The 17,947-nt window shown below is 66.5% G+C and carries 13 protein-coding genes and 2 pseudogenes; 10 read left to right on the top strand and 5 right to left on the bottom strand.

Annotated features, from left to right (window positions below):
- The 3 genes and pseudogenes from K6T84_RS18325 to K6T84_RS18315 all read left to right on the top strand — a co-directional run.
- A pseudogene (locus tag K6T84_RS18325) lies at nt 1-1,680 on the top strand (hypothetical protein); the annotation flags it as partial.
- 207 nt (nt 1,681-1,887) lie between these two features.
- On the top strand, nt 1,888-3,105 hold the full coding sequence (locus tag K6T84_RS18320) for an MFS transporter (protein ID WP_304621269.1): 1,218 nt from the start codon (nt 1,888-1,890) through the stop codon (nt 3,103-3,105).
- Nucleotides 3,106-3,116: 11 nt separating this feature from the next.
- Nucleotides 3,117-3,521 (top strand): DoxX family protein, encoded by a 405-nt coding sequence (locus tag K6T84_RS18315; RefSeq protein WP_224861523.1) that lies wholly within the window; start codon nt 3,117-3,119, stop codon nt 3,519-3,521.
- A 5-nt stretch (nt 3,522-3,526) separates the two neighbouring features.
- Here K6T84_RS18315 and K6T84_RS18310 read toward each other — a convergent pair whose 3' ends face one another.
- Nucleotides 3,527-4,201, bottom strand: coding sequence for a FadR/GntR family transcriptional regulator (locus K6T84_RS18310; RefSeq protein ID WP_224861521.1), 675 nt, complete (start codon nt 4,199-4,201; stop codon nt 3,527-3,529).
- Nucleotides 4,202-4,249: 48 nt separating this feature from the next.
- Between K6T84_RS18310 and K6T84_RS18305 the strand changes: the two genes are divergently transcribed.
- Genes K6T84_RS18305 through K6T84_RS18295 form a run of 3 tightly spaced genes read left to right on the top strand, consistent with a single transcriptional unit; the run spans nt 4,250 to nt 6,187 of the window.
- The gene (locus tag K6T84_RS18305) at nt 4,250-5,503 is read left to right on the top strand and encodes a CynX/NimT family MFS transporter (protein WP_408066140.1); all 1,254 of its coding nucleotides are present in this window, start codon (nt 4,250-4,252) and stop codon (nt 5,501-5,503) included.
- A 52-nt stretch (nt 5,504-5,555) separates the two neighbouring features.
- Nucleotides 5,556-5,774 carry a type II toxin-antitoxin system VapB family antitoxin gene (locus tag K6T84_RS18300; protein WP_224861519.1) on the top strand — a complete coding sequence of 73 codons (219 nt, stop codon included), beginning with the start codon at nt 5,556-5,558 and terminating at the stop codon, nt 5,772-5,774.
- Nucleotides 5,771-6,187, top strand: coding sequence for a PIN domain-containing protein (locus tag K6T84_RS18295; protein WP_224861517.1), 417 nt, complete (start codon nt 5,771-5,773; stop codon nt 6,185-6,187). Before K6T84_RS18300 ends, K6T84_RS18295 begins: the two co-directional genes overlap by 4 nt.
- Before the next feature lie 83 nt (nt 6,188-6,270).
- Here K6T84_RS18295 and K6T84_RS18290 read toward each other — a convergent pair whose 3' ends face one another.
- On the bottom strand, nt 6,271-7,323 hold the full coding sequence (locus K6T84_RS18290) for an NAD(P)-dependent alcohol dehydrogenase (RefSeq protein WP_224861515.1): 1,053 nt from the start codon (nt 7,321-7,323) through the stop codon (nt 6,271-6,273).
- 166 nt (nt 7,324-7,489) lie between these two features.
- On the opposite strand from K6T84_RS18290, the gene K6T84_RS18285 reads away from it, so the two are divergent.
- Nucleotides 7,490-8,269, top strand: a complete 780-nt coding sequence (locus K6T84_RS18285) for a DUF2127 domain-containing protein (RefSeq protein ID WP_224861513.1) — start codon at nt 7,490-7,492, stop codon at nt 8,267-8,269.
- A gap of 10 nt (nt 8,270-8,279) precedes the next feature.
- Here K6T84_RS18285 and K6T84_RS18280 read toward each other — a convergent pair.
- Nucleotides 8,280-9,428: pseudogene (locus tag K6T84_RS18280) on the bottom strand (adenylate/guanylate cyclase domain-containing protein); the annotation flags it as partial.
- Nucleotides 9,429-10,251: 823 nt separating this feature from the next.
- On the opposite strand from K6T84_RS18280, the gene K6T84_RS18275 reads away from it, so the two are divergent.
- Nucleotides 10,252-12,108: a DUF4139 domain-containing protein gene (locus tag K6T84_RS18275; protein ID WP_224861512.1), complete on the top strand. Its 1,857-nt coding sequence runs from the start codon at nt 10,252-10,254 to the stop codon at nt 12,106-12,108.
- Nucleotides 12,109-12,113: 5 nt separating this feature from the next.
- Here the strand turns inward: K6T84_RS18275 and K6T84_RS18270 are convergent, their stop codons facing one another.
- On the bottom strand, nt 12,114-13,199 hold the full coding sequence (locus K6T84_RS18270) for an ABC transporter substrate-binding protein (RefSeq protein WP_224861510.1): 1,086 nt from the start codon (nt 13,197-13,199) through the stop codon (nt 12,114-12,116).
- Between the two features lie 151 nt (nt 13,200-13,350).
- On the opposite strand from K6T84_RS18270, the gene ctaD reads away from it, so the two are divergent.
- Together ctaD and serB are read left to right on the top strand one after the other, a co-directional pair.
- A complete protein-coding gene (gene ctaD / locus K6T84_RS18265; protein WP_224861508.1) occupies nt 13,351-15,075 on the top strand; it encodes an aa3-type cytochrome oxidase subunit I in 1,725 nt (574 codons plus the stop codon).
- A gap of 52 nt (nt 15,076-15,127) precedes the next feature.
- Nucleotides 15,128-16,354: a phosphoserine phosphatase SerB gene (gene serB, locus K6T84_RS18260; protein ID WP_224865872.1), complete on the top strand. Its 1,227-nt coding sequence runs from the start codon at nt 15,128-15,130 to the stop codon at nt 16,352-16,354.
- On the opposite strand, the gene K6T84_RS18255 is transcribed toward serB, so the two are convergent.
- On the bottom strand, nt 16,355-17,914 hold the full coding sequence (locus K6T84_RS18255; RefSeq protein WP_224861506.1) for a PE-PPE domain-containing protein: 1,560 nt from the start codon (nt 17,912-17,914) through the stop codon (nt 16,355-16,357). It lies immediately after the preceding gene.
- Nucleotides 17,915-17,947: the final 33 nt, after the last annotated feature.

Below are 17,947 nucleotides of genomic sequence, written 5' to 3'. Positions count from 1 at the left end.
GCGGCCGGTACTGGTGCCACCGACGGCGGCAACGGCGGCAACGGCGGCAGCGCCAACACCCAGGGGATAGGTAAGGTCATCGCGGCTGATGGGGCGGCCGGTGGCAACGGCGGCACCGGCCGTGGCGGCGACGGCGGCAACGGCGGCAACGCGACCAACGACAACTATTCTTCGGCGGCGGATGCGGTCGGCGGTAAGGCGGGTGCGGCCGGTACTGGTGCCACCGACGGCGGCAACGGCGGCAACGGCGGCAGCGCCACCACCCATGGGTTCGGTAAGGTCATCGCAGCTGATGGGGCGGCCGGTGGCAATGGCGGCACCGGCCGCGGCGGCGACGGCGGCAACGGCGGCAACGCGACCATCTACACCCCCACTTCGGCGGCGGATGCGGTCGGCGGTAAGGCGGGGGCGGCCGGTGCTGGTGCCACCGACGGCGGCAACGGCGGCAACGGAGGCACCGCCTACGCCGAGGGGACAGGTAAAATCATCGGCGGCGACGGCGGCAACGGCGGCCATGGCGGCACCGGCCGCGGCGGCAACGGCGGCAACGGCGGTGGCGCGTCCATGGGCTTCCAATACTCTGCTTCGGCGGCGGATGCGGTCGGCGGTAAAGGTGGCGATGGCGGCGCCGGCGCCACCGACGGCGGCAACGGCGGCAACGGCGGCTTCGCCACTAACGAAGGGATGGGTCAGACCATCGGTGGCGATGGGGCGGCCGGTGGCAACGGCGGCACCGGCCGTGGCGGCGACGGCGGTAACGGCGGCGTAGCGTGGATCTACAAATCTGCTTCGGCGGCGGATGCGGTCGGCGGTAAAGGCGGCAACGGCGGCAACGGTGTCACCGACGGCGGCACTGGCGGCAACGGCGGTGCCGCCCAGGCCTGGTGGACTGGTAAGGCCATCGGTGGGGACGCTGGCGCAGGCGGCGGCACCACCGGTGCCCACAGCGGCTCTGACGGAAGTGACGGCTCTGGGGAGCATATGGGGCTCGACCTGGGTTCTGCTCCGCAAAGTGCGTTAAATTTTTGGGAAAGTGTCCGGAGCGTTCCTGATTCAGATTATGGTTCTGGATACGGTGTGCAAGAAATCCTTGGCGCCGATGGGACCTTTAGATACATTGTTTATATCGGGGGAACCAACCCTGCTGATATTTTTAGTTTCAACACTGAAACGCAGAGCTGGACTGGGAATGTAACAGGAGCGAGTGGAGTTCCCGATGAGACACAATTTTCGGCGTTGAAAGCGCTGCTCCCAAGTGACGCGCCCATCATGCTCGTGGGATACAGTCAGGGCGGAATGGATGTGCAAAACATTGCTGCAACCGGGTATTTCACAAACATTCAGCAGATCGTGACATTCGGATCGGCCATGCGCAGAGACGGCCTGGACGACATACCTGCTCTCTACTTCATGGATAAGAATGATCCCGTGCCAGGAGTGATGGTAAATATTGGCGGGCCATCCATGTGGCAGGTATCCACATCAAGCGACGGCAAGCTGGTGTACACCGGAGACACTCATTTCAATCCCCTATTGCTTCCCGAGGGAATCCACTATCATTCCAATTATCAAGAAATGATCGATGACTTTGAAAGCTCAGTTAAAGGATCGGCAGAATCTGAATCATTCGCAAATATTGCGAATTTTGATGGCAGAATAACCAACCAAAAGGAGCTTTGACGGAGAATATTCCGAACATCTCGATACGACCCCTTTTTTTGGAGTCGCCAAGGTTCGCCAATATAGACGATCTCTGGCGAGGCGGTGTGGTCAAGGACTAGGTCGTGGATTCCTCGCCTTCGCCCTAGTCTGTCCTCCCGTCCCCCGGCGGAAGCCACCGTTTCGGATTTCCGGTCCACGAGCGCTTCGCAGTGGTTGGATCGTCTCGTGACGAGCACTGAAGAACTGGGCACCGGAACGCAGCAGACGGTGCAACTGCTGCTGGCCACCTGGGCCTCGGTGATCTGTTTCTGGGCGTGGAATCTGGTCGGTCCGCTGTCGACGCAGTACGCCGCCCAGATGTCGCTGAGCTCCAACCAGCAGGCGCTGATGGTGGCCACCCCGATCCTGGTGGGGGCCTTGGGTCGGATCGCCAGCGGGCTGATGACCGACCGTTTCGGGGGCCGCACCATGTTCATCGGAGTCTCGCTGGCCTCGATCATCCCGGTGCTCGTCGTGGGTTACGCCGCGCAGATCGGTTCTTACCCGCTGATGGTGGGTGCCGGGTTCTTCCTGGGCGTGGCCGGCACCGTGTTCGCCATCGGAATCCCGTTCGCCAACAACTGGTTTGCGCCGGAACGCCGCGGCTTCGCAACCGGGGTGTTCGGGATGGGGATGGCCGGCACCGCGGCGTCGGCGTTCTTCACCCCGCGGTTCGTGAAGTGGTTCGGCCTGTTCGCCACCCACGTGATCGTGGCGGTGGCGCTTGCGGCGACCGCACTGCTGTGCTTCGCGGTGTTGCGCAACGGCCCGCGATTCGTGCCGAACACCGCCAGTGTGTTGCCGAAGCTCAAGGCCGCCGCGAAGTTGCGGGTCACCTGGGAGATGTCGATTCTGTACGCGCTGGTGTTCGGCGGGTTCGTGGCGTTCTGCAACTACCTACCGATCTACATCAAGACGATCTACGATTTTTCCGCGGTCGGCGCGGGTGAACGTACCGCGGCGTTCGCCATGGCGGCGGTGTTCGCCCGCCTGCTCGGCGGCACATTGGCCGACCACATCGCACCGAAATACGTTGTGCTGGCGGCACTTGCCGGCGTCGCCGTGCAGGCGCTCATTGCCGTGTTCCACCCGCCGGCGGACCTGTGGACGGGGTTGACGTTCATTCCGCTGGCGGTGGCGCTCGGCATCGGCACGGGCGGGGTGTTCGCGTGGGTGTCACGACGCGCCCCGTCGGGGTCGATGGGCTCGGTCACCGGGATCGTGGCGGCGGTCGGCGGCCTGGGCGGCTACTTCCCGCCGCTGGTGATGGGCGCGACATACGATCCGGTGCACAACAATTACACCGTCGCGCTGGTGCTGCTGGTGATCACCGCGGTGCTGCTCTTCGGGTATACCGTGATGTTTCTGCCCGCCCGCGAGCGCGCACCGGCAACGTCGACATAGGGAGTGGTGCCATGACGGACAACACCGAGACACAACGCTCCAAGGCTTGGATCGCCGGCGCGGTGATCACGGCCGTGCTCGCACTGTTCTTCGCGTTCGATGCCATCCCTAAGATCCTCGGTGTGTCGTTCGCCCGCGAAGGCACTGAGGCGCTGGGCTTTTCGCCGGACAAGACCGCGGTGATCGGCTGGGTGCTGTTGGTGTGCGTGGTGGTTTTCCTGATTCCGCGCACCGCGGTGCTGGGTGCGCTCGGCCTGACCGCCTACCTGGGTGGCGCGGTGACCACGAACCTGCATGCCGACAAGCCGCTGGCCGGCTTTGTGTTGTCGGGGGTGTATGTCGGTGTGCTGCTGTGGATCGCGCTGATCCTTCGCCGGCCGGAACTGTTGCGGGTGTTGGGACTTCGGCGCGACTGACCGGCTCAGCAGGTAGGCAGGCCGTCCAGCAGCTCGTCGAGAAAGCCGCCCGCTTCGCGCCCGGCCGCCTCGACGTCGCCGGCGGCTATCGCCTCCACCAGGCCGCGGTGCCGGATCTGGTCCTCGTGCGCCGGCTTCGCGCTGGTGCTGGCCACACTGGCCATCAGCACCTCGGTGAGTCCGCAGTACAGCTCGGTCAGCACCGGATTGTGGGAGCAGGCGACCACCGCGAGATGGAAATCGGTGTCGGACCGGACGAAGTCCTGGTGTTGGCCCAGCTCCTGGTGAGAGTCGCGTCGATCCAACAGAGCGCGCAACCGTGCCAGGTCCTCGTCGGTGCGGGCGGCTGCGGCCAGCCGCGCCCCCTCCACCTCCAGGCACCGTCGGACCTGCAGCACGTCGCGCAACTCAGGTCCGCACAGCCGTCGTACGGCGCCGGACACCTCGCTGGTGGCGCGCACGTAGGTCCCGTCACCCTGACGGACCTCCAGGATGCCGCCGTGGGCCAGCGCCCGGACCGCCTCGCGCACGGTGTTGCGGCCGACGCCGAAGGCTTCGGCGAGGTCCGGCTCGGGGGGGATGCGTGAATCGACCGGCCATTCTCCGGCCGTCACCGACGCTCGGAGCTGGTCGATCACCTGATCTACCAAACCGGTGCGGCGGGTGGTGACCAACGGCACAATATCCTCCCTTCACCCAATCATCGGATGTATGCGACCCTACTTCAGGTGACCCGCCGCCCGCGCAACGAAACGCTTGGTCGGTACGAGCATGACCTTGAACTGGAACTCGACGGCGCCACCGAGATCCAGCCCGCGGCGATGGCGGCCGGCGGCGCACTGCTGACCGTCGCGGTGGTGTTGACCGCAGTGAACCTGCGCCCGGCGATCACCAGCGTCGGGCCGCTGCTGCCGGAGATGCGCGGCGCACTGGGCGCCTCGGACACCTGGGCCGGCGTGCTGACCACCCTGCCGGGCCTGTGCTTCGCCGGAGCCGGGCTCGCGGCGCCGTGGCTGTCGCGGCGGATCGGATTGGGCCGCACCATCTCTGCCGCGCTGCTCACCCTCGTTGCGGGACTGCTGATCAGGGTCTGCGACGGGCCGTTGGTCGTGCTCGGCGGAACCCTGGTCGCCACCGCCGGCATCGCGCTGATCAACGTGCTGATCCCGGTCGTCATCAGGGGTTCCTTCCCGGCGCAGGTGGGCCTGATGACCGGCGTGTACACCGCGGCACTGCAGGGCGGCGGGGCATTGGGCTCGGCGCTCACCCCGCTGCTCGACGACGTCCTGGGTGGCTGGCGATCGGCGCTGGGTACCTGGAGTGCGCTCGCCCTTCTGGCCTTCGCGGCCTGGGTGGTGGGTTCTCGCGGATTCGACAGGGGCGCAACGAGTTCACCGGCCAGCGCGACCAAGGGTCGGTCACTGCTGGACAGCAGGCTGGCCTGGACGGTCACGCTGTTCTTCGGCACCCAGTCGTTTCTGGCCTACGTGGTGTTGGGCTGGCTGCCCGAGGTGCTGATCGAGACCGGCATGAGCGACGCGCGCGCCGGCCTGTTGCTCGGCCTGATCTCGCTGATCGCGGTGCCGATCAGCCTGGTGGTCTCCCCGCTGGCTGCCCGCAGCGAGAGCCAGAGCGGCTGGATCGTCGGGCTGGGGGTGCTCGGCATCACCGGCATGCTCGGTCTGCTGATCGCGCCGGCGGCCGCCCCGCTGCTGTGGAGCGTGCTGGTGGGTCTGGGGATGAGCGTTTTCTCGTTGGCGCTCACCGTGATCGCACTGCGAGCCCGCGACGCGCAGGACACCGTGAGCCTGTCCGGGATGGCGCAGGGCTTCGGGTATCTGCTGGCCGGCGTCGGTCCGTTCCTGTTCGGCCTGTTGCATCAGGTCAGCGGCGGATGGACGGTGCCGTGGCTGATGATGCTGGCCGTCTACCTGGTGCAGACGGTCTCGGGCGCCCTGGCCGGGCGCAACCGCTACGTGTGAGCGTGCCGGCGAACCGGTAGCCGAAGATATATCTGGTGTTACTGTTGTATACATGGCCAAAACGCTTGTGGATATCGATGATGATGCGCTCGTCGCGGCGGCCAAGGTACTGAACACCTCGACCAAGAAGGACACCATCAACACCGCGTTGCGGGAAGTCGCGGCGCGCGAGGTCCGTGCACGGATGCTGGATCGCTTCGCCGACGATCCCCAGTACTGGGAGCAGCAGCAACAGGCCCGCGAGCGGGCATGGCGCCGTGACCCCGAATGAGCCAGGTTTATCTGGCCGACACAACTGTCTGGCACTGGGCGCGTCACTCCGTCGCCCGCGCGGCGCTGCAGGACGAACTTGATCGCGGCACGGTCGCGACCTGCGCGATCATTGATGCCGAGTTGACCGTCTCGGCGCGAAGTGAGCGCGAGGCCATCGAGATGGCGGAGGAGCGCCGCGCCCTGCGCTGGTTGCCCAGCCCGGACGAGATCTGGGATGACGTACTTGCCACCCAGCTGGCGCTGGTCAGGGAATCGCTGCATCGAGCGGTAAAGCTGCCGGATCTGATCATTGCGGCGGTTGCGCGTCGCCACGAGGCGACGGTGCTGCACTACGACCATGACTACGATGCCATCGCCGCGGTGACCAAACAGCCGATGCGGTGGCTGGTGCCGCCCGGCGCGCTGAGCTGATTCCCAGCCCACGCCGAACGTGCACTGAGCGCGAGGATTTCGCGAATTTTTCGCCCCTCAGTACACGCTCAGCGAACGGGACACTACGGGGTCCGCAGCGACTCGGTGTCGATGACGAACCGGTAGCGCACGTCGGAGGCGAGCACCCGCTCGTAGGCGGTGTTGATGTAGTCCGGCTCGATGATCTCGATCTCGGGCCGCACATCGTGCTCGGCGCAGAAGTCCAGCATCTCCTGGGTCTCGGCGATCCCGCCGATCAACGAACCCGACACGCTGCGCCGCATCCGGACCAGCGGCCCCGGCGGCACCGCCAGCGCGCTCTCCGGCATGCCCAACTCCACCAACGTGCCGTCCAGGGTGAGCAGGTTCAGATACGCACCCAGGTCCAGGCTGGCCGAGACGGTGTTGAGGATGACGTCGAAACCGTTGCGCAGCTTCTTGAAGGTGGCTGGGTCGCTGGTGGCGTAGTAGTGCTGCGCACCCAGGCGCAGCCCGTCCTCCATCTTCTTCAGCGACTGCGACAGCACGGTGACCTCGGCGCCCATCGCGGTCCCGAGTTTGACGGCCATGTGGCCCAGCCCGCCCAGGCCGACGACCGCAATCTGCTTGCCGGGACCGACATTCCAGTGCCGCAGCGGCGAATAGGTGGTGACGCCCGCGCACAGCAGGGGAGCTGCGGCGTCCAGGGGGATCTCGTCGGGGATGGCCAGCACATAGTTCTCGTCGACGACGATCGCGCCGCTGTAGCCGCCCTGGGTCGGCTGGCCGTCGCGGCCGACGCCCGCGTAGGTGCCGACCATGCCGCCGCCGGTGCAGTACTGCTCATTGCTGGCCAGGCAGCTGGGGCACTCGCGGCAGGAGTCGACGAAGCAGCCGACGCCGACGCGGTCACCGACCTTGTACTTGGTGACCTCGGACCCGACCGCGGTCACCACGCCGGCGATCTCGTGGCCGGGAACCAGGGGATAGGTCGGTCGGCCCCACTCGGCTTTGACGGTGTGGATGTCGGAGTGGCAGATGCCGGCGAAGGCGATGTCGAACGCCACGTCGTGCGGGCCGGGGTCCCGGCGGGTGATGGTGGTTCGGCTCAGCGGGTCGGTGGCCGAGGTGGCGGCGTAAGCGGAAACGGTGGTCATAGTCGAGATTCCTCTTCAGAGATGCGTCGAAGCGTAAAAACATAGCTTAGCAAAGTAATTTTCGGCTGGCTGTCCGCGATCCAGCGTAGGCGCGATATCCAGGCGCGTTTTCCCAGCGTGGTGCTGGTGCGACCGTGGTGACGTAATCCTTGACACACTGTCTCCCATGGTGAATTTCGCGCTGCGATCGTGCGGTCTGCGTGGGCATGCCACCTTCGCGCCCGACGAGCCCGAGCTGCGGGAGCGGCTGCGGGTTGACACCCCGGTCGGGGAGGCGTGGCGCTGCCTGCGGTGCGAGACATTCGTCGTCGGCCCGCCGCGTAGTCGAGGTCCGGCCGACACCGCGCCGGAGATTCCTCGTGGCCGGTTGCTGCGGGACCGGACTCTGATGCGGGTACTCGCGGTGGAACGTGCCGTCAGAGGCGCCCTGCTCCTGCTGCTGGCCACCGGCGTGCTCAAGGTCCGCGGCTCGCGGGAGCAGTTACAGCAGGCCTTCGAACACGACATTCCGTTGCTGCGGCCGTTGGCCGAACAGATCGGGTGGAACCCCGACGACTCGAAGGTCCTGCACCACATCGGCCAAGCGCTGAGCTGGTCGTCATCGACGTTCCTGTTGATCGCGACGGGACTCATCGCCTATGCCGCGATCGAACTGATCGAGGCCGTCGGCCTGTGGTTGGTGCGCCGGTGGGGCGAGTACTTCGCGGTGATCGCGACCAGCGTGTTTCTGCCGTTCGAAATCTACGAGCTCACCGAGAAGGTGACGATGCTGCGGGTGGCGGCCTTGGCGGTCAATGTCGTGGCGGTCGGGTGGCTGCTGTGGAGCAAACGACTCTTCGGCATCAACGGCGGCGCCCGCGCGTACTACCGAGAACACCGGGCGGAAAGCCTGCTGAGTGTTGAACGGGCCGGCCTCGCCGAATCCGCTGCCGCCACGTCGGCGTAGCGGCTGAAGGTTATTTGCTGCGGGTGGCCAGCGCGATGCGGGCCGCCCCACGAAGGATCCATGGTGTCCGCCGTGCCAGCACTGCTACGGCGCGATCGGCGGGGCGCATCGTGGCCTGGGGACCGGGGGTGGGCGTCGACGCCAGTTCGGCCTCGGCAGATCCGGCGGGCGGGCCGTTGCGATCGACGGCCAGCAGTTGCCAGGTGCCGGGAACGCCGCGCAGCTCGACGCTGCCGCGGTCTTCGAAGCCCGTGCCCGAGCCGACGACCAGATCGCGCACCGTGCGCGAGACGAGAATTTCGCCGGCGCCGGCCTGCCCGACGATCCGGGCTGCGGTGTGCACCGCCATTCCGGTGATGTCGTTGTCGATCAGTTCGCACTCACCGGTGTGGATGCCTATTCGAATCTCGATGCCCAGGGTGTCGGCGTCGTTCTGCAATGCCTCGGCGCAGCGGATTGCCTGCGTCGGGCCGTCGAACGTGGCGAGGTGGCCGTCGCCGGTGTTCTTCACCACCGCGCCGCTGAATCGCTCCGTGAGTTCGGCGGTGACTTCGCCGAAGCGGTGCAGCACCGCGCGCCACCGCTCGTCGCCGCTCGCCGCGGCGTGCTGCGTCGAGGCGACGATGTCGGTGAACAACACGGTGCGCAGGGCCCGATGCGACTGCGCCGGCGCCGCGTGGCTGCCGGTGAGGAACTCCTCGACCTCCGTCAGGATTTTGTCCGGCTCGGTCAGAAAGGGCGCGTGGTCGATACCCTCGACTTCCAGGTACCGCGCGCCGGGGATGTGGTCGGCGATATACCGGCCGCCCTGCACCGGAACCGCGTGATCCTCGCGGGCATGGATTACCAGGGTGGGTGCGGTGAGCGTCGGCAGTATCGGCCGCACGTCCATCAAGAACGCCGCTTCAAATGATGCCCGCGCCATTCCCGGGCTCGCGCACATACGTTCACACATCGCGAGCTGGCGTAGGGACCGGACCGACGGAGCACGGATGCTGGCTGTCTCACCGTTGCCCCACCCGGATCGCACCGTGCGGCCGGCTTGCTGGAAACGGGCGAGCTGCTCGATCGACGGGGGCAGACCCAGACGTGGTAAAGCGCTGATTTTTATTGTCGAAAAGCAAGCTTGTCGTGCCCCAAAAGGACCGCCATTGAGCGGTCTTTTTGAATTGACAAATTATTATGATTGTGTAACATATAATTGATGCATTAGACTCTACGAAAAGGCTATCAATGTCGCACATCAATTTCACCAGGTTCGCCTCTGCCGTCGTAGCGGGTACAGCTGTCGCTCTGACCATGAGTGCCTGTAGCTCAATTAGCTCGTCAGACGCAGGCTCGATCAGTATTTCTAGCGAGGCCAAGGACATCCCTAGCGGGTTGAATTCGGCCCAGCTGGACAAGCTGGCTGCGAGTGTCCAGAACTCGGTTACGAATTCAAAAGAGTCCATTTACGGGGCTTCTGTAATCGCTTGCGCCGTTGCTCGTTCGAGTGGTGCAGACTGGGATGCTTACGATGCAAGTCTTAGCAACGTGGCGAGCTCTCTGAGCGATGTCAACGGGCTTAGCTACAATGTCAAGCTTATGCAGTCTGACAACGGTGACGGAAACGAGATGATGAAGAACGCAACTCGGTCCACCGGCAGCCCGGATGTTGTCCTCTGTGACAACCTGTCGGCCCTGCGCTCGCTTTCCTAGACGGTATGGGGGGCTGGGGCCTCGCTCCGGTGTACACGAAACCCAGGGCGGTTCAATCGCATGAGCGTACTGCGGCCGGAGTTTTGTCGTCGCCGGAAACGGCGTGGTCAGACGTCACGCCGATCAGCCCATTAGTCACCAGCCGGCAATGGGAAAAGTCGGCCGGATGAAAGCCTCCACGGTGCAGCAAAATTTCATTCCGCACCGTCGGAAAGGCTTGAATGTCGTCGAATGCGCGTGGCCGAGGACAAAACCTTGTCTGTGCCGCACGCTATCGTGCCCAAATGACCAAAAGCCCCAAAGTCGATCGTCTCGTCCTCTACAAGCACGCCATCGCCTTCGTGGGCCGCCGCGGGCCGGTGGACGGCGACTTCGGCCTGACGTTCCGCCGTGACGATATGAAGGACGTGCTCAAGTCGTTGACGGTCGAGGCGGCCGGCGGAACCGCATCGGTGGGTGCGGTCTCCTTCGACACCCCGGCCGATCCACGCACCGAGTTGGCCGAGCGCAACCTGCTGCTGAACTCCGGCGAGGCACTCGTCGGGCTGTTCGACGCGCTACGCGGCCGCGCCGTGGCGGTGCACGGCGCCACCGAGGTGCATCGGGGCGAGGTGATCGGAGTGGATGATTCGGGCGAGCGCGCCCGGCTCTTGGTGCTGCGGGCGGAATCCGGCGCGGTCGCGCTGGTCGACCTTGTCGATGCCCGGCGCCTCGATGTGCTGGAAACCCCGTCGCAGGAAGACCTGGATTACCTGATCGACCGGTCGCGTGCCGCGACTGCCGGTCGCAACTGCGATGTCACGGTGCAGATCCGCGGCGCGGCCGACGACGTGCGGGTGTCCTACATCATCGCCGCGCCGATGTGGCGGGTGTCGTATCGGGCGATCCGCGACGGTGATGCGGTGACACTGATCGCGACGGGCATCATCCACAACCCGGTCGATGAGGATCTCGCCGACGTCGAGGTGACATTGACCACCGGCCAACCGATCTCGTTCGACATCGACCTCTACCACAGCCGGCAGGTGCAGCGCGTGGTCGTGGAGGAGAGCGAGCGCGTCGCGGCGCCGCGGCGGCTCGGCAACGCGATCATGGCGGCGCCGGCCAGTGCGGCGTTCAGCGTCGATGCGTACGAAGCGTCCGTCGCCGACGTCGAAACCGCTGACCGCGGTGAGTATTTCGAGTATCGGTTGGCCAGTCCGGTATCGCTGAAGCGGGGCGGGGCGGCCATGGTCCCACTGGTGGTGTCGCCCGTGGGCGCGGTGCGCCGCGAAGTGGTGTGGCGCGAGGATCGCGGAGCGGCGCCCGACATCGTGCTGGCGTTCGCCAACAATACCGGCGTGGTGCTCGAAGAGGGCCCGGTGGTCGTCTACGAACAGGGCGGCTATGCCGGAGAAGCCATGCTGGACTTCACCTCCCGCGGCGCCGAGGTGCGGCTGGCCTTCGCCAAGGATCTCGCGGTGCGCTGCGAGGGCTACGCGTCAACCCAGAGCGTCACCACCCGGATCCGGCTGGCCGCCGACGCCGTCATCGAGGAGCAGCGCTGCGAACGGCGCCACACCCTGCGGGCGGAGAACGATCACGACGGCCCGGTCGACGTCGTCTTCGAGTTGCCGGTGGCCCGGGGCCACACCGCCGTAGCGCGGCACGGCGCCACCGAGGCCGGTCACGACGGGGTCTGGCACCGGTTCAGTGTTGCGGTGCCGGGTCATCAGACAGCCGAGGCGACGGTCCTGGAGACCTGGCCGGTCTACTCCGAAATCGCTTACGACGAACTGGAACCCGGCCAGCTCGAGGAGTGGCTGGCGGACCGCTCACTGGACGCGGCGACCTTCAAGGCCCTCGGGCAGGTGCTGGCGCACCAGAACACGGCTCGCCGGCTGGAGCAGGAGCGCGAGAGGGCCCGAGAGCAGCGCGACGAGGCTTACGCCGCGCAGGGCCGCATCGCCGAGCAGCTGCGGGTGCTGGGCACCGAGGGCGCCGAGGGGCAGCTGCGGGCGCGGCAGGTGGGCGAACTGGAAACCCTGCAGGATCGGGTCAACGGTCTGGACGCCGAGGTGCGCCGGCTGCGGGACGAGGCCGACGCCGCGCAGCAGCAGGCCTCGGCGGAGCTTCAACGGTTGATCGCCGCGGGGGAGTGAGGAGCTCAGTTGATCGGTGCGCTCAGCCAGACCAGGTCTTCGACCACGCCGGTCGCGGCGATCGGGCCCTGCCCGGTCTGCCATATCTCGTTGTTGACCACGAACACCCGGCTGTCGCGGTTGGCGGACAGGCGCCGCCAGGCCACGCTGTCGAACACGGCGGCCGCCCGCGCCTTTGCCGCCGGTGAGGCGAACGACACGTAGAGGATGTCGCCGTCGGCCGCCGAGAAGTCGCCCCGACCGGCCAGGGCGGACTCGCCCGCCGGGATCTCGATGTAAGGCTGGTCGGTGAACCGCTGCGCCGCCGGCCGGTCGACACCGACGGCCTTGAGCACGCTGGCGGCGAAATTCGCCGCCCCGTAGACACGCACGCCGTCGTCGGTCAGCTGAACCACCGACGCCTGGAAGTGCGTGGCGTCACTGGACTCGCCGGTGGCATCGGCCTTCTCGGCGAACCTGGCAAGCACGTCGTCGGCGGCGCCGGTGCGGGCTGTCGCCGCGCCGACGGCACGCACGTTGTCCTCCCACGCTCCGCCCGGTGGCCCGGTGAACACCGTCGGGGCGATCGCCGCCAACTCCGAATGGCCAGGGGTGAGCCCTTGGGAGCCCAGGATCAGATCCGGGTGCAGCTCGATGATGGCCTGCAGGTCCGGGTTGCTGCGGGTGCCCACGGCGGGCAGCCCGTGCACCACCGCACCCAGATATGACGGCTGGCTCTCGGAAGCGTCGGGCAGTGCGGCGCCGACAACGCGCGACTGCAGGCCCAGCGCGCACAGCGCGTCCAGCTGATCGCCGGAGAGCACCACGATGCGCTGCGCGTCCTCGGGCACCTCGACGGTTGAGGGCTGCACGTCGGTGAAGTTGTGGACCGACCGGCTCGACGGTCCGGGGTCCGGCCTGGCGGGCTCGGCGGCGCACGATTCATCCGGTCGCCGGTCATTGCCGATGACCCCGGCCCCGGCGACCATCGTGGTGGTGGTGCTGGTCGGTGTCGCCGCTGGCTGCGAGGTCTCATCGGTGCAACCGGCGACTGCGATCAACGCCACGGCCAGTGCTGTCGCCGACACCACCCGCCGGTCCGCCCTGGTCACGCGGTGACGGTAACACCTGCGTCGCGGGCGGCCTTTGTAAGGAAACGAAGAGACGGCGAATACGACAGTTTGTAGGAGGCCTATACCGGCGGGGTGATGCGCGGGGTTAGGATTCGACCAAGTTTCCGGGATGCCCATGTTTGGAGGAATCTTGACCGCCGAAGCACCCCCGCGCGCAGAACTCGAGGCCAGTCGGCCGTTCCCTGCGCCGATGGGCCCCAAGGGCAGCCTGCTGTACAAGATGATCACGACCACCGATCACAAGCTGATCGGCATCATGTACTGCGTCGCCTGCATGGTGTTCTTCTTCATCGGTGGCCTGTTGGCGCTGCTGATGCGCACCGAGCTGGCGGCTCCGGGCCTGCAGTTCCTGTCCAACGAGCAGTTCAATCAGCTGTTCACCATGCATGGCACCGTGATGCTGCTGTTCTATGCCACTCCGATCGTGTTCGGCTTCGCCAACCTGGTGCTGCCGCTGCAGATCGGCGCCCCGGACGTCGCCTTCCCGCGGCTGAACGCCTTCTCCTTCTGGCTGTTCGTCTTCGGCGCGACGATCGCGCTGGCCGGCTTCATCACCCCCGGCGGCGCGGCCGACTTCGGCTGGACGGCCTACACCCCGCTGTCCAACGCGGTGCACTCACCCGGCGCCGGTGCCGACCTGTGGATCATGGGCCTGGCCGTTGGTGGTCTGGGCACCATCCTGGGTGGCGTCAACATGATCACCACGGTGGCCTGTATGCGCGCCCCCGGTATGACCATGTTCCGGATGCCCATCTTCACCTGGAACATCCTGGTCACCTCGATCATGGTGCTGATCGTCTTCCCGCTGCTGACCGCCGCGCTGTTCGGTCTGGCCGTCGACCGCCACCTGGGCGGACACGTCTACGACTCGGCCAACGGTGGCGTGCTGCTGTGGCAACACCTGTTCTGGTTCTTCGGCCATCCCGAGGTCTACATCATCGCGCTGCCGTTCTTCGGCATCGTCAGTGAAGTGATCCCGGTGTTCGCCCGCAAGCCGATCTTCGGCTACGTCACCCTGGTGTACGCGACCATGAGCATCGCCGGTCTGTCGACCGCGGTGTGGGCGCACCACATGTACGCCACCGGCGCGGTGCTGCTGCCGTTCTTCTCGCTGCTGACGCTGATGATCGCCATCCCGACCGGCCTGAAGTTCTTCAACTGGATCGGCACCATGTGGCGTGGGCAGATGACGTTCGAGACGCCGATGCTGTTCTCCATCGGATTCATCGTCACCTTCCTGGCCGGTGGTCTGACCGGTGTCATGTTGGCCAGCCCGCCGCTGGACTTCCACGTCAGCGACACCTACTTCCTGATCGCCCACTTCCACTACGTGCTGTTCGGCACCATCGTGTTCGCGACGTTCGCCGGGATCTACTTCTGGTTCCCGAAGATGACCGGACGGCTGCTCGACGAGCGGTTGGGCAAGCTGCACTTCTGGTTGACGTTCATCGGGTTCCACACCACGTTCCTGATCCAGCACTGGCTGGGCAACATGGGTATGCCGCGCCGCTACGCCGACTACCTCGACACCGATGGCTTCCAGCCACTCAACATCGTCTCCACCGTCGGTGCCTTCATCCTGGGCGCGTCGATGATCGTGTTCACCTGGAACGTGTTCAAGAGCTGGCGCTACGGCGAGGTCGTCACGGTCGACGACCCGTGGGGCTACGGCAACTCGCTGGAGTGGGCAACCAGCTGCCCGCCGCCGCGGCACAACTTCACCGAGCTGCCCCGGATCCGTTCGGAGCGGCCCGCTTTCGAGCTGCACTACCCGCACATGATCGATCGGCTGCGTGCCGAGGCGCACGTCGGCCGTCACCCCGGTGACGAGCTGTACGAGGCCACGCCGGTCTGATGGGCCAGTCGGGGGTGAGGCGGCGCCGGGTCGGCGCTCGCCGCGGGTGAGCATGCCCAAGGTGCCGGTGCTGATCACCGTCACCGGCGTGGATCAGCCGGGCGTGACCTCGGTATTGTTCGAGGTTCTCTCACGCCACCAGGTTGAACTGCTCAACGTGGAACAGGTCGTGGTCCGCGGCAGGCTGACGCTGGGCGTGCTGGTGTCGGTGCCGGAATCGGTGGCAGACTCGGCGGCGCTCGCCGACGAGGTGACCGCGGCCATTCAAGGTGTGGGACTTGACGTCACCATCCAACGCAGCGACGACGCGCCGATCATCGCCGTGCCGTCCACGCACCGCATCGTGGTGCTGGGCCGACCGGTGGCGGCCACCGCGCTGGGAGCGCTGGCCCACGAGATCGCCGAGATCGACGCCAATATCGACATGATCCGAGGCGTCTCGGATTACCCGGTGACCGGATTGGAGCTGCGGGTCTCGGTGCCCGCCGGCGCTGCGGGGGAGTTGCAGTCCGCGCTGAGCAGGGTCGCCGCGCAGCAGCACGTCGACGTGGCGTTCCAGGACGCCAACCTGTCGCGGCGCACCAAGCGGCTGATCGTCTTCGACGTCGACTCCACTCTGATCCAGGGTGAGGTCATCGAGATGCTCGCCGCCCGCGCGGGCGCCGGCGATGCGGTCGCGGCCATCACCGAGGCCGCCATGCGCGGTGAACTCGACTTCGCCGAGTCGCTGCACCATCGGGTGGCCACCCTGGCCGGACTGTCCGCCGACGTCATCGACGAGGTGGCGGCACAGATCGAGCTCACTCCGGGAGCGCGCACCACGCTGCGCACCCTGCGCCGGCTGGGATTCCAGTGCGGTGTGGTGTCCGGGGGTTTCCGCCAGGTGATTGCGCCGCTGGCCGAGGAGCTGAAGCTGGACTTCGTGGCGGCCAACGAGCTGGAGATCGTCGACGGAAAGCTCACCGGTCGGGTGAGGGGGCCGGTGGTCGACCGGGCCGGCAAGGCCGTCGCCCTGCGTGACTTCGCCGGTCGCGCCGGGGTTCCGATGGAGCAGACCGTCGCCGTGGGGGACGGCGCGAACGACATCGACATGCTCGCCGCGGCGGGTCTCGGGGTGGCGTTCAACGCCAAACCCGCGCTGCGCGAGGTGGCCGATGCGTCACTGAGCTACCCGTATCTGGACACCGTGCTGTTCCTGCTCGGTGTCACCCGCGCTGAGATCGAGGCCGCCGACGCCCATGACGGCGTGCTGCGCCGGGTGGAGATCCCCCCGGAATAGCTACGGGGCTACGTCGAACAAGCCGACCAGGTTCACCAGGGTGCCGCCGATGGCCTCGGCGACCGGCGCGATCGTGCCGTACATGAACGCGAACGGAACCAGGCCCGCCAGTGCGCCGATCGCGCCCTCGATGCCGGTGATCGGGTCACCGGCGGAGAACTCGGCCAGCAGGTAGTCGATCCCGGCTGCGGGCAGACTGGTCAGCAGCGCGTTGATGGTGTCGGCGATCGGCAGCAGCGTCGCGTAGTCGGCCGCCAGGGTGCCGGTCAGCATGTTGATGATGTCGGTCGGCGACGACGCAAACGTCACGTCCGAGATCGGGAAACCGGCGAACTGACGCAGTGCGTTCTGCGCCAGGTCCAACAGGTCAGAGGGGCTGGCCATCAGTTGGTCCAAGCTGGTGGCGTCGGTGAAGCCCATCATGTTTGCTGCCGTCACCAGCGGCGAGAGCGCATCGGAGAAACCGGTTGCCCCGCTGGTCGGGTCCGCTAAGTCGTTGAGCGCGTTGGTGAATCCGGTCTGCGCTCCGGTCACCAGTGCCGTGAACAGTTGGCCCAGGTCGATGTTCGGGAACAGCCCCACCGATGTGGGGACGTCGGCCGGCCCCTGGTTCCAGCCCTCGGTGAGGCTGCCGTAGCCCAGATTCACCAGCACCCGCATGTCGGGTTCCAGCAGGTCGTAGAGGACCTTCCCGCCGTGCCCGAACAGCAGCAGCGGCTCCAGCAGCGGCAGGTACTGGGCGGGAATCACGTAGTAGCTCGTCAGGGAGTCGGCCGCCGATGTCGGCAGTGCAATCGCGTCGGCGATCTGTTCCGGCGTCAGACTGCCGTAGCCCAGGTGCTGAAAAATGATGCCCATCAGGGCGTTCAGGGTGGACAACTCGTTGATCGGATAGCGCGGGAAGTCCGCGAAGCCGTCGTACTCGTTGGTGTAGACGGTGGTGGGGTAGAGGTCGTTGGGCTGCGCGCCGCTGAAGGTCAGCCCCAGGGCGGGCGCGGCCGGGTGCGCGCCGGCCGGCAGGTCGAACATCGACAGCGAGCCGCCGTTGGGGATGCTCTCGTCACCCACCAGCACGAAGTGGACGTAGTCGCTGGGCACGCCGTTGGCGGCGAGTACCGGCATCAGTTGCGCGGAGATGACGGCGCTCTGCGACCAACCGAACACCACCACCGGGTTGTCCGCGCTGACGTTGCCGGTAGCGATCTGATTCATGATCGCGTTTTCCAGGATCTGCTGTCCCTGGGCCACGGAGGTGTCGAACGGCAGGCTCTTGACGCCGGTGATCGGATACAGCGCCTCGGGTGTGTCCAGCACCTGGGTGGTACCGGTGAAACCGAGCGGCGCCAGGTAGAGCCGCTCCATCTGATCGGCGTAGGCCTGCGTCGGATTGGGAATCCCGCTGGGACCCAACACGAACGCCGTCCCGCCGCCCAACGAGGAATCGGCACCGGCCAGTTGCACGGCGTGAATCTGGTGGTCCTGCACCGGCGGCGCGGGGGGCGCAACGAGTACCCCGGCCCCGACGAGACCGAGGCTGAGCATGCTGTGCAGACGAAACACCGAACCCCCCTGAGAAAACACCCATGCACCGAT

It is taken from the genome of Mycobacterium zoologicum (genome assembly GCF_020181635.2).
Taxonomy (GTDB): Bacteria; Actinomycetota; Actinomycetes; order Mycobacteriales; family Mycobacteriaceae; genus Mycobacterium; species Mycobacterium zoologicum.
This window is presented reverse-complemented; position numbering and strand designations above follow the sequence as displayed.

Coding starts and splice junctions, on each gene's coding strand:
- K6T84_RS18315 (WP_224861523.1), top strand. CDS start 3,117: ATGACGGACAACACCGAGACACAACGCTCCAAGGCTTGGATCGCCGGC.
- K6T84_RS18300 (WP_224861519.1), top strand. CDS start 5,556: ATGGCCAAAACGCTTGTGGATATCGATGATGATGCGCTCGTCGCGGCG.
- K6T84_RS18295 (WP_224861517.1), top strand. CDS start 5,771: ATGAGCCAGGTTTATCTGGCCGACACAACTGTCTGGCACTGGGCGCGT.
- K6T84_RS18290 (WP_224861515.1), bottom strand. CDS start 7,323: ATGACCACCGTTTCCGCTTACGCCGCCACCTCGGCCACCGACCCGCTG.
- K6T84_RS18285 (WP_224861513.1), top strand. CDS start 7,490: ATGGTGAATTTCGCGCTGCGATCGTGCGGTCTGCGTGGGCATGCCACC.
- K6T84_RS18275 (WP_224861512.1), top strand. CDS start 10,252: ATGACCAAAAGCCCCAAAGTCGATCGTCTCGTCCTCTACAAGCACGCC.
- serB (WP_224865872.1), top strand. CDS start 15,128: ATGCCCAAGGTGCCGGTGCTGATCACCGTCACCGGCGTGGATCAGCCG.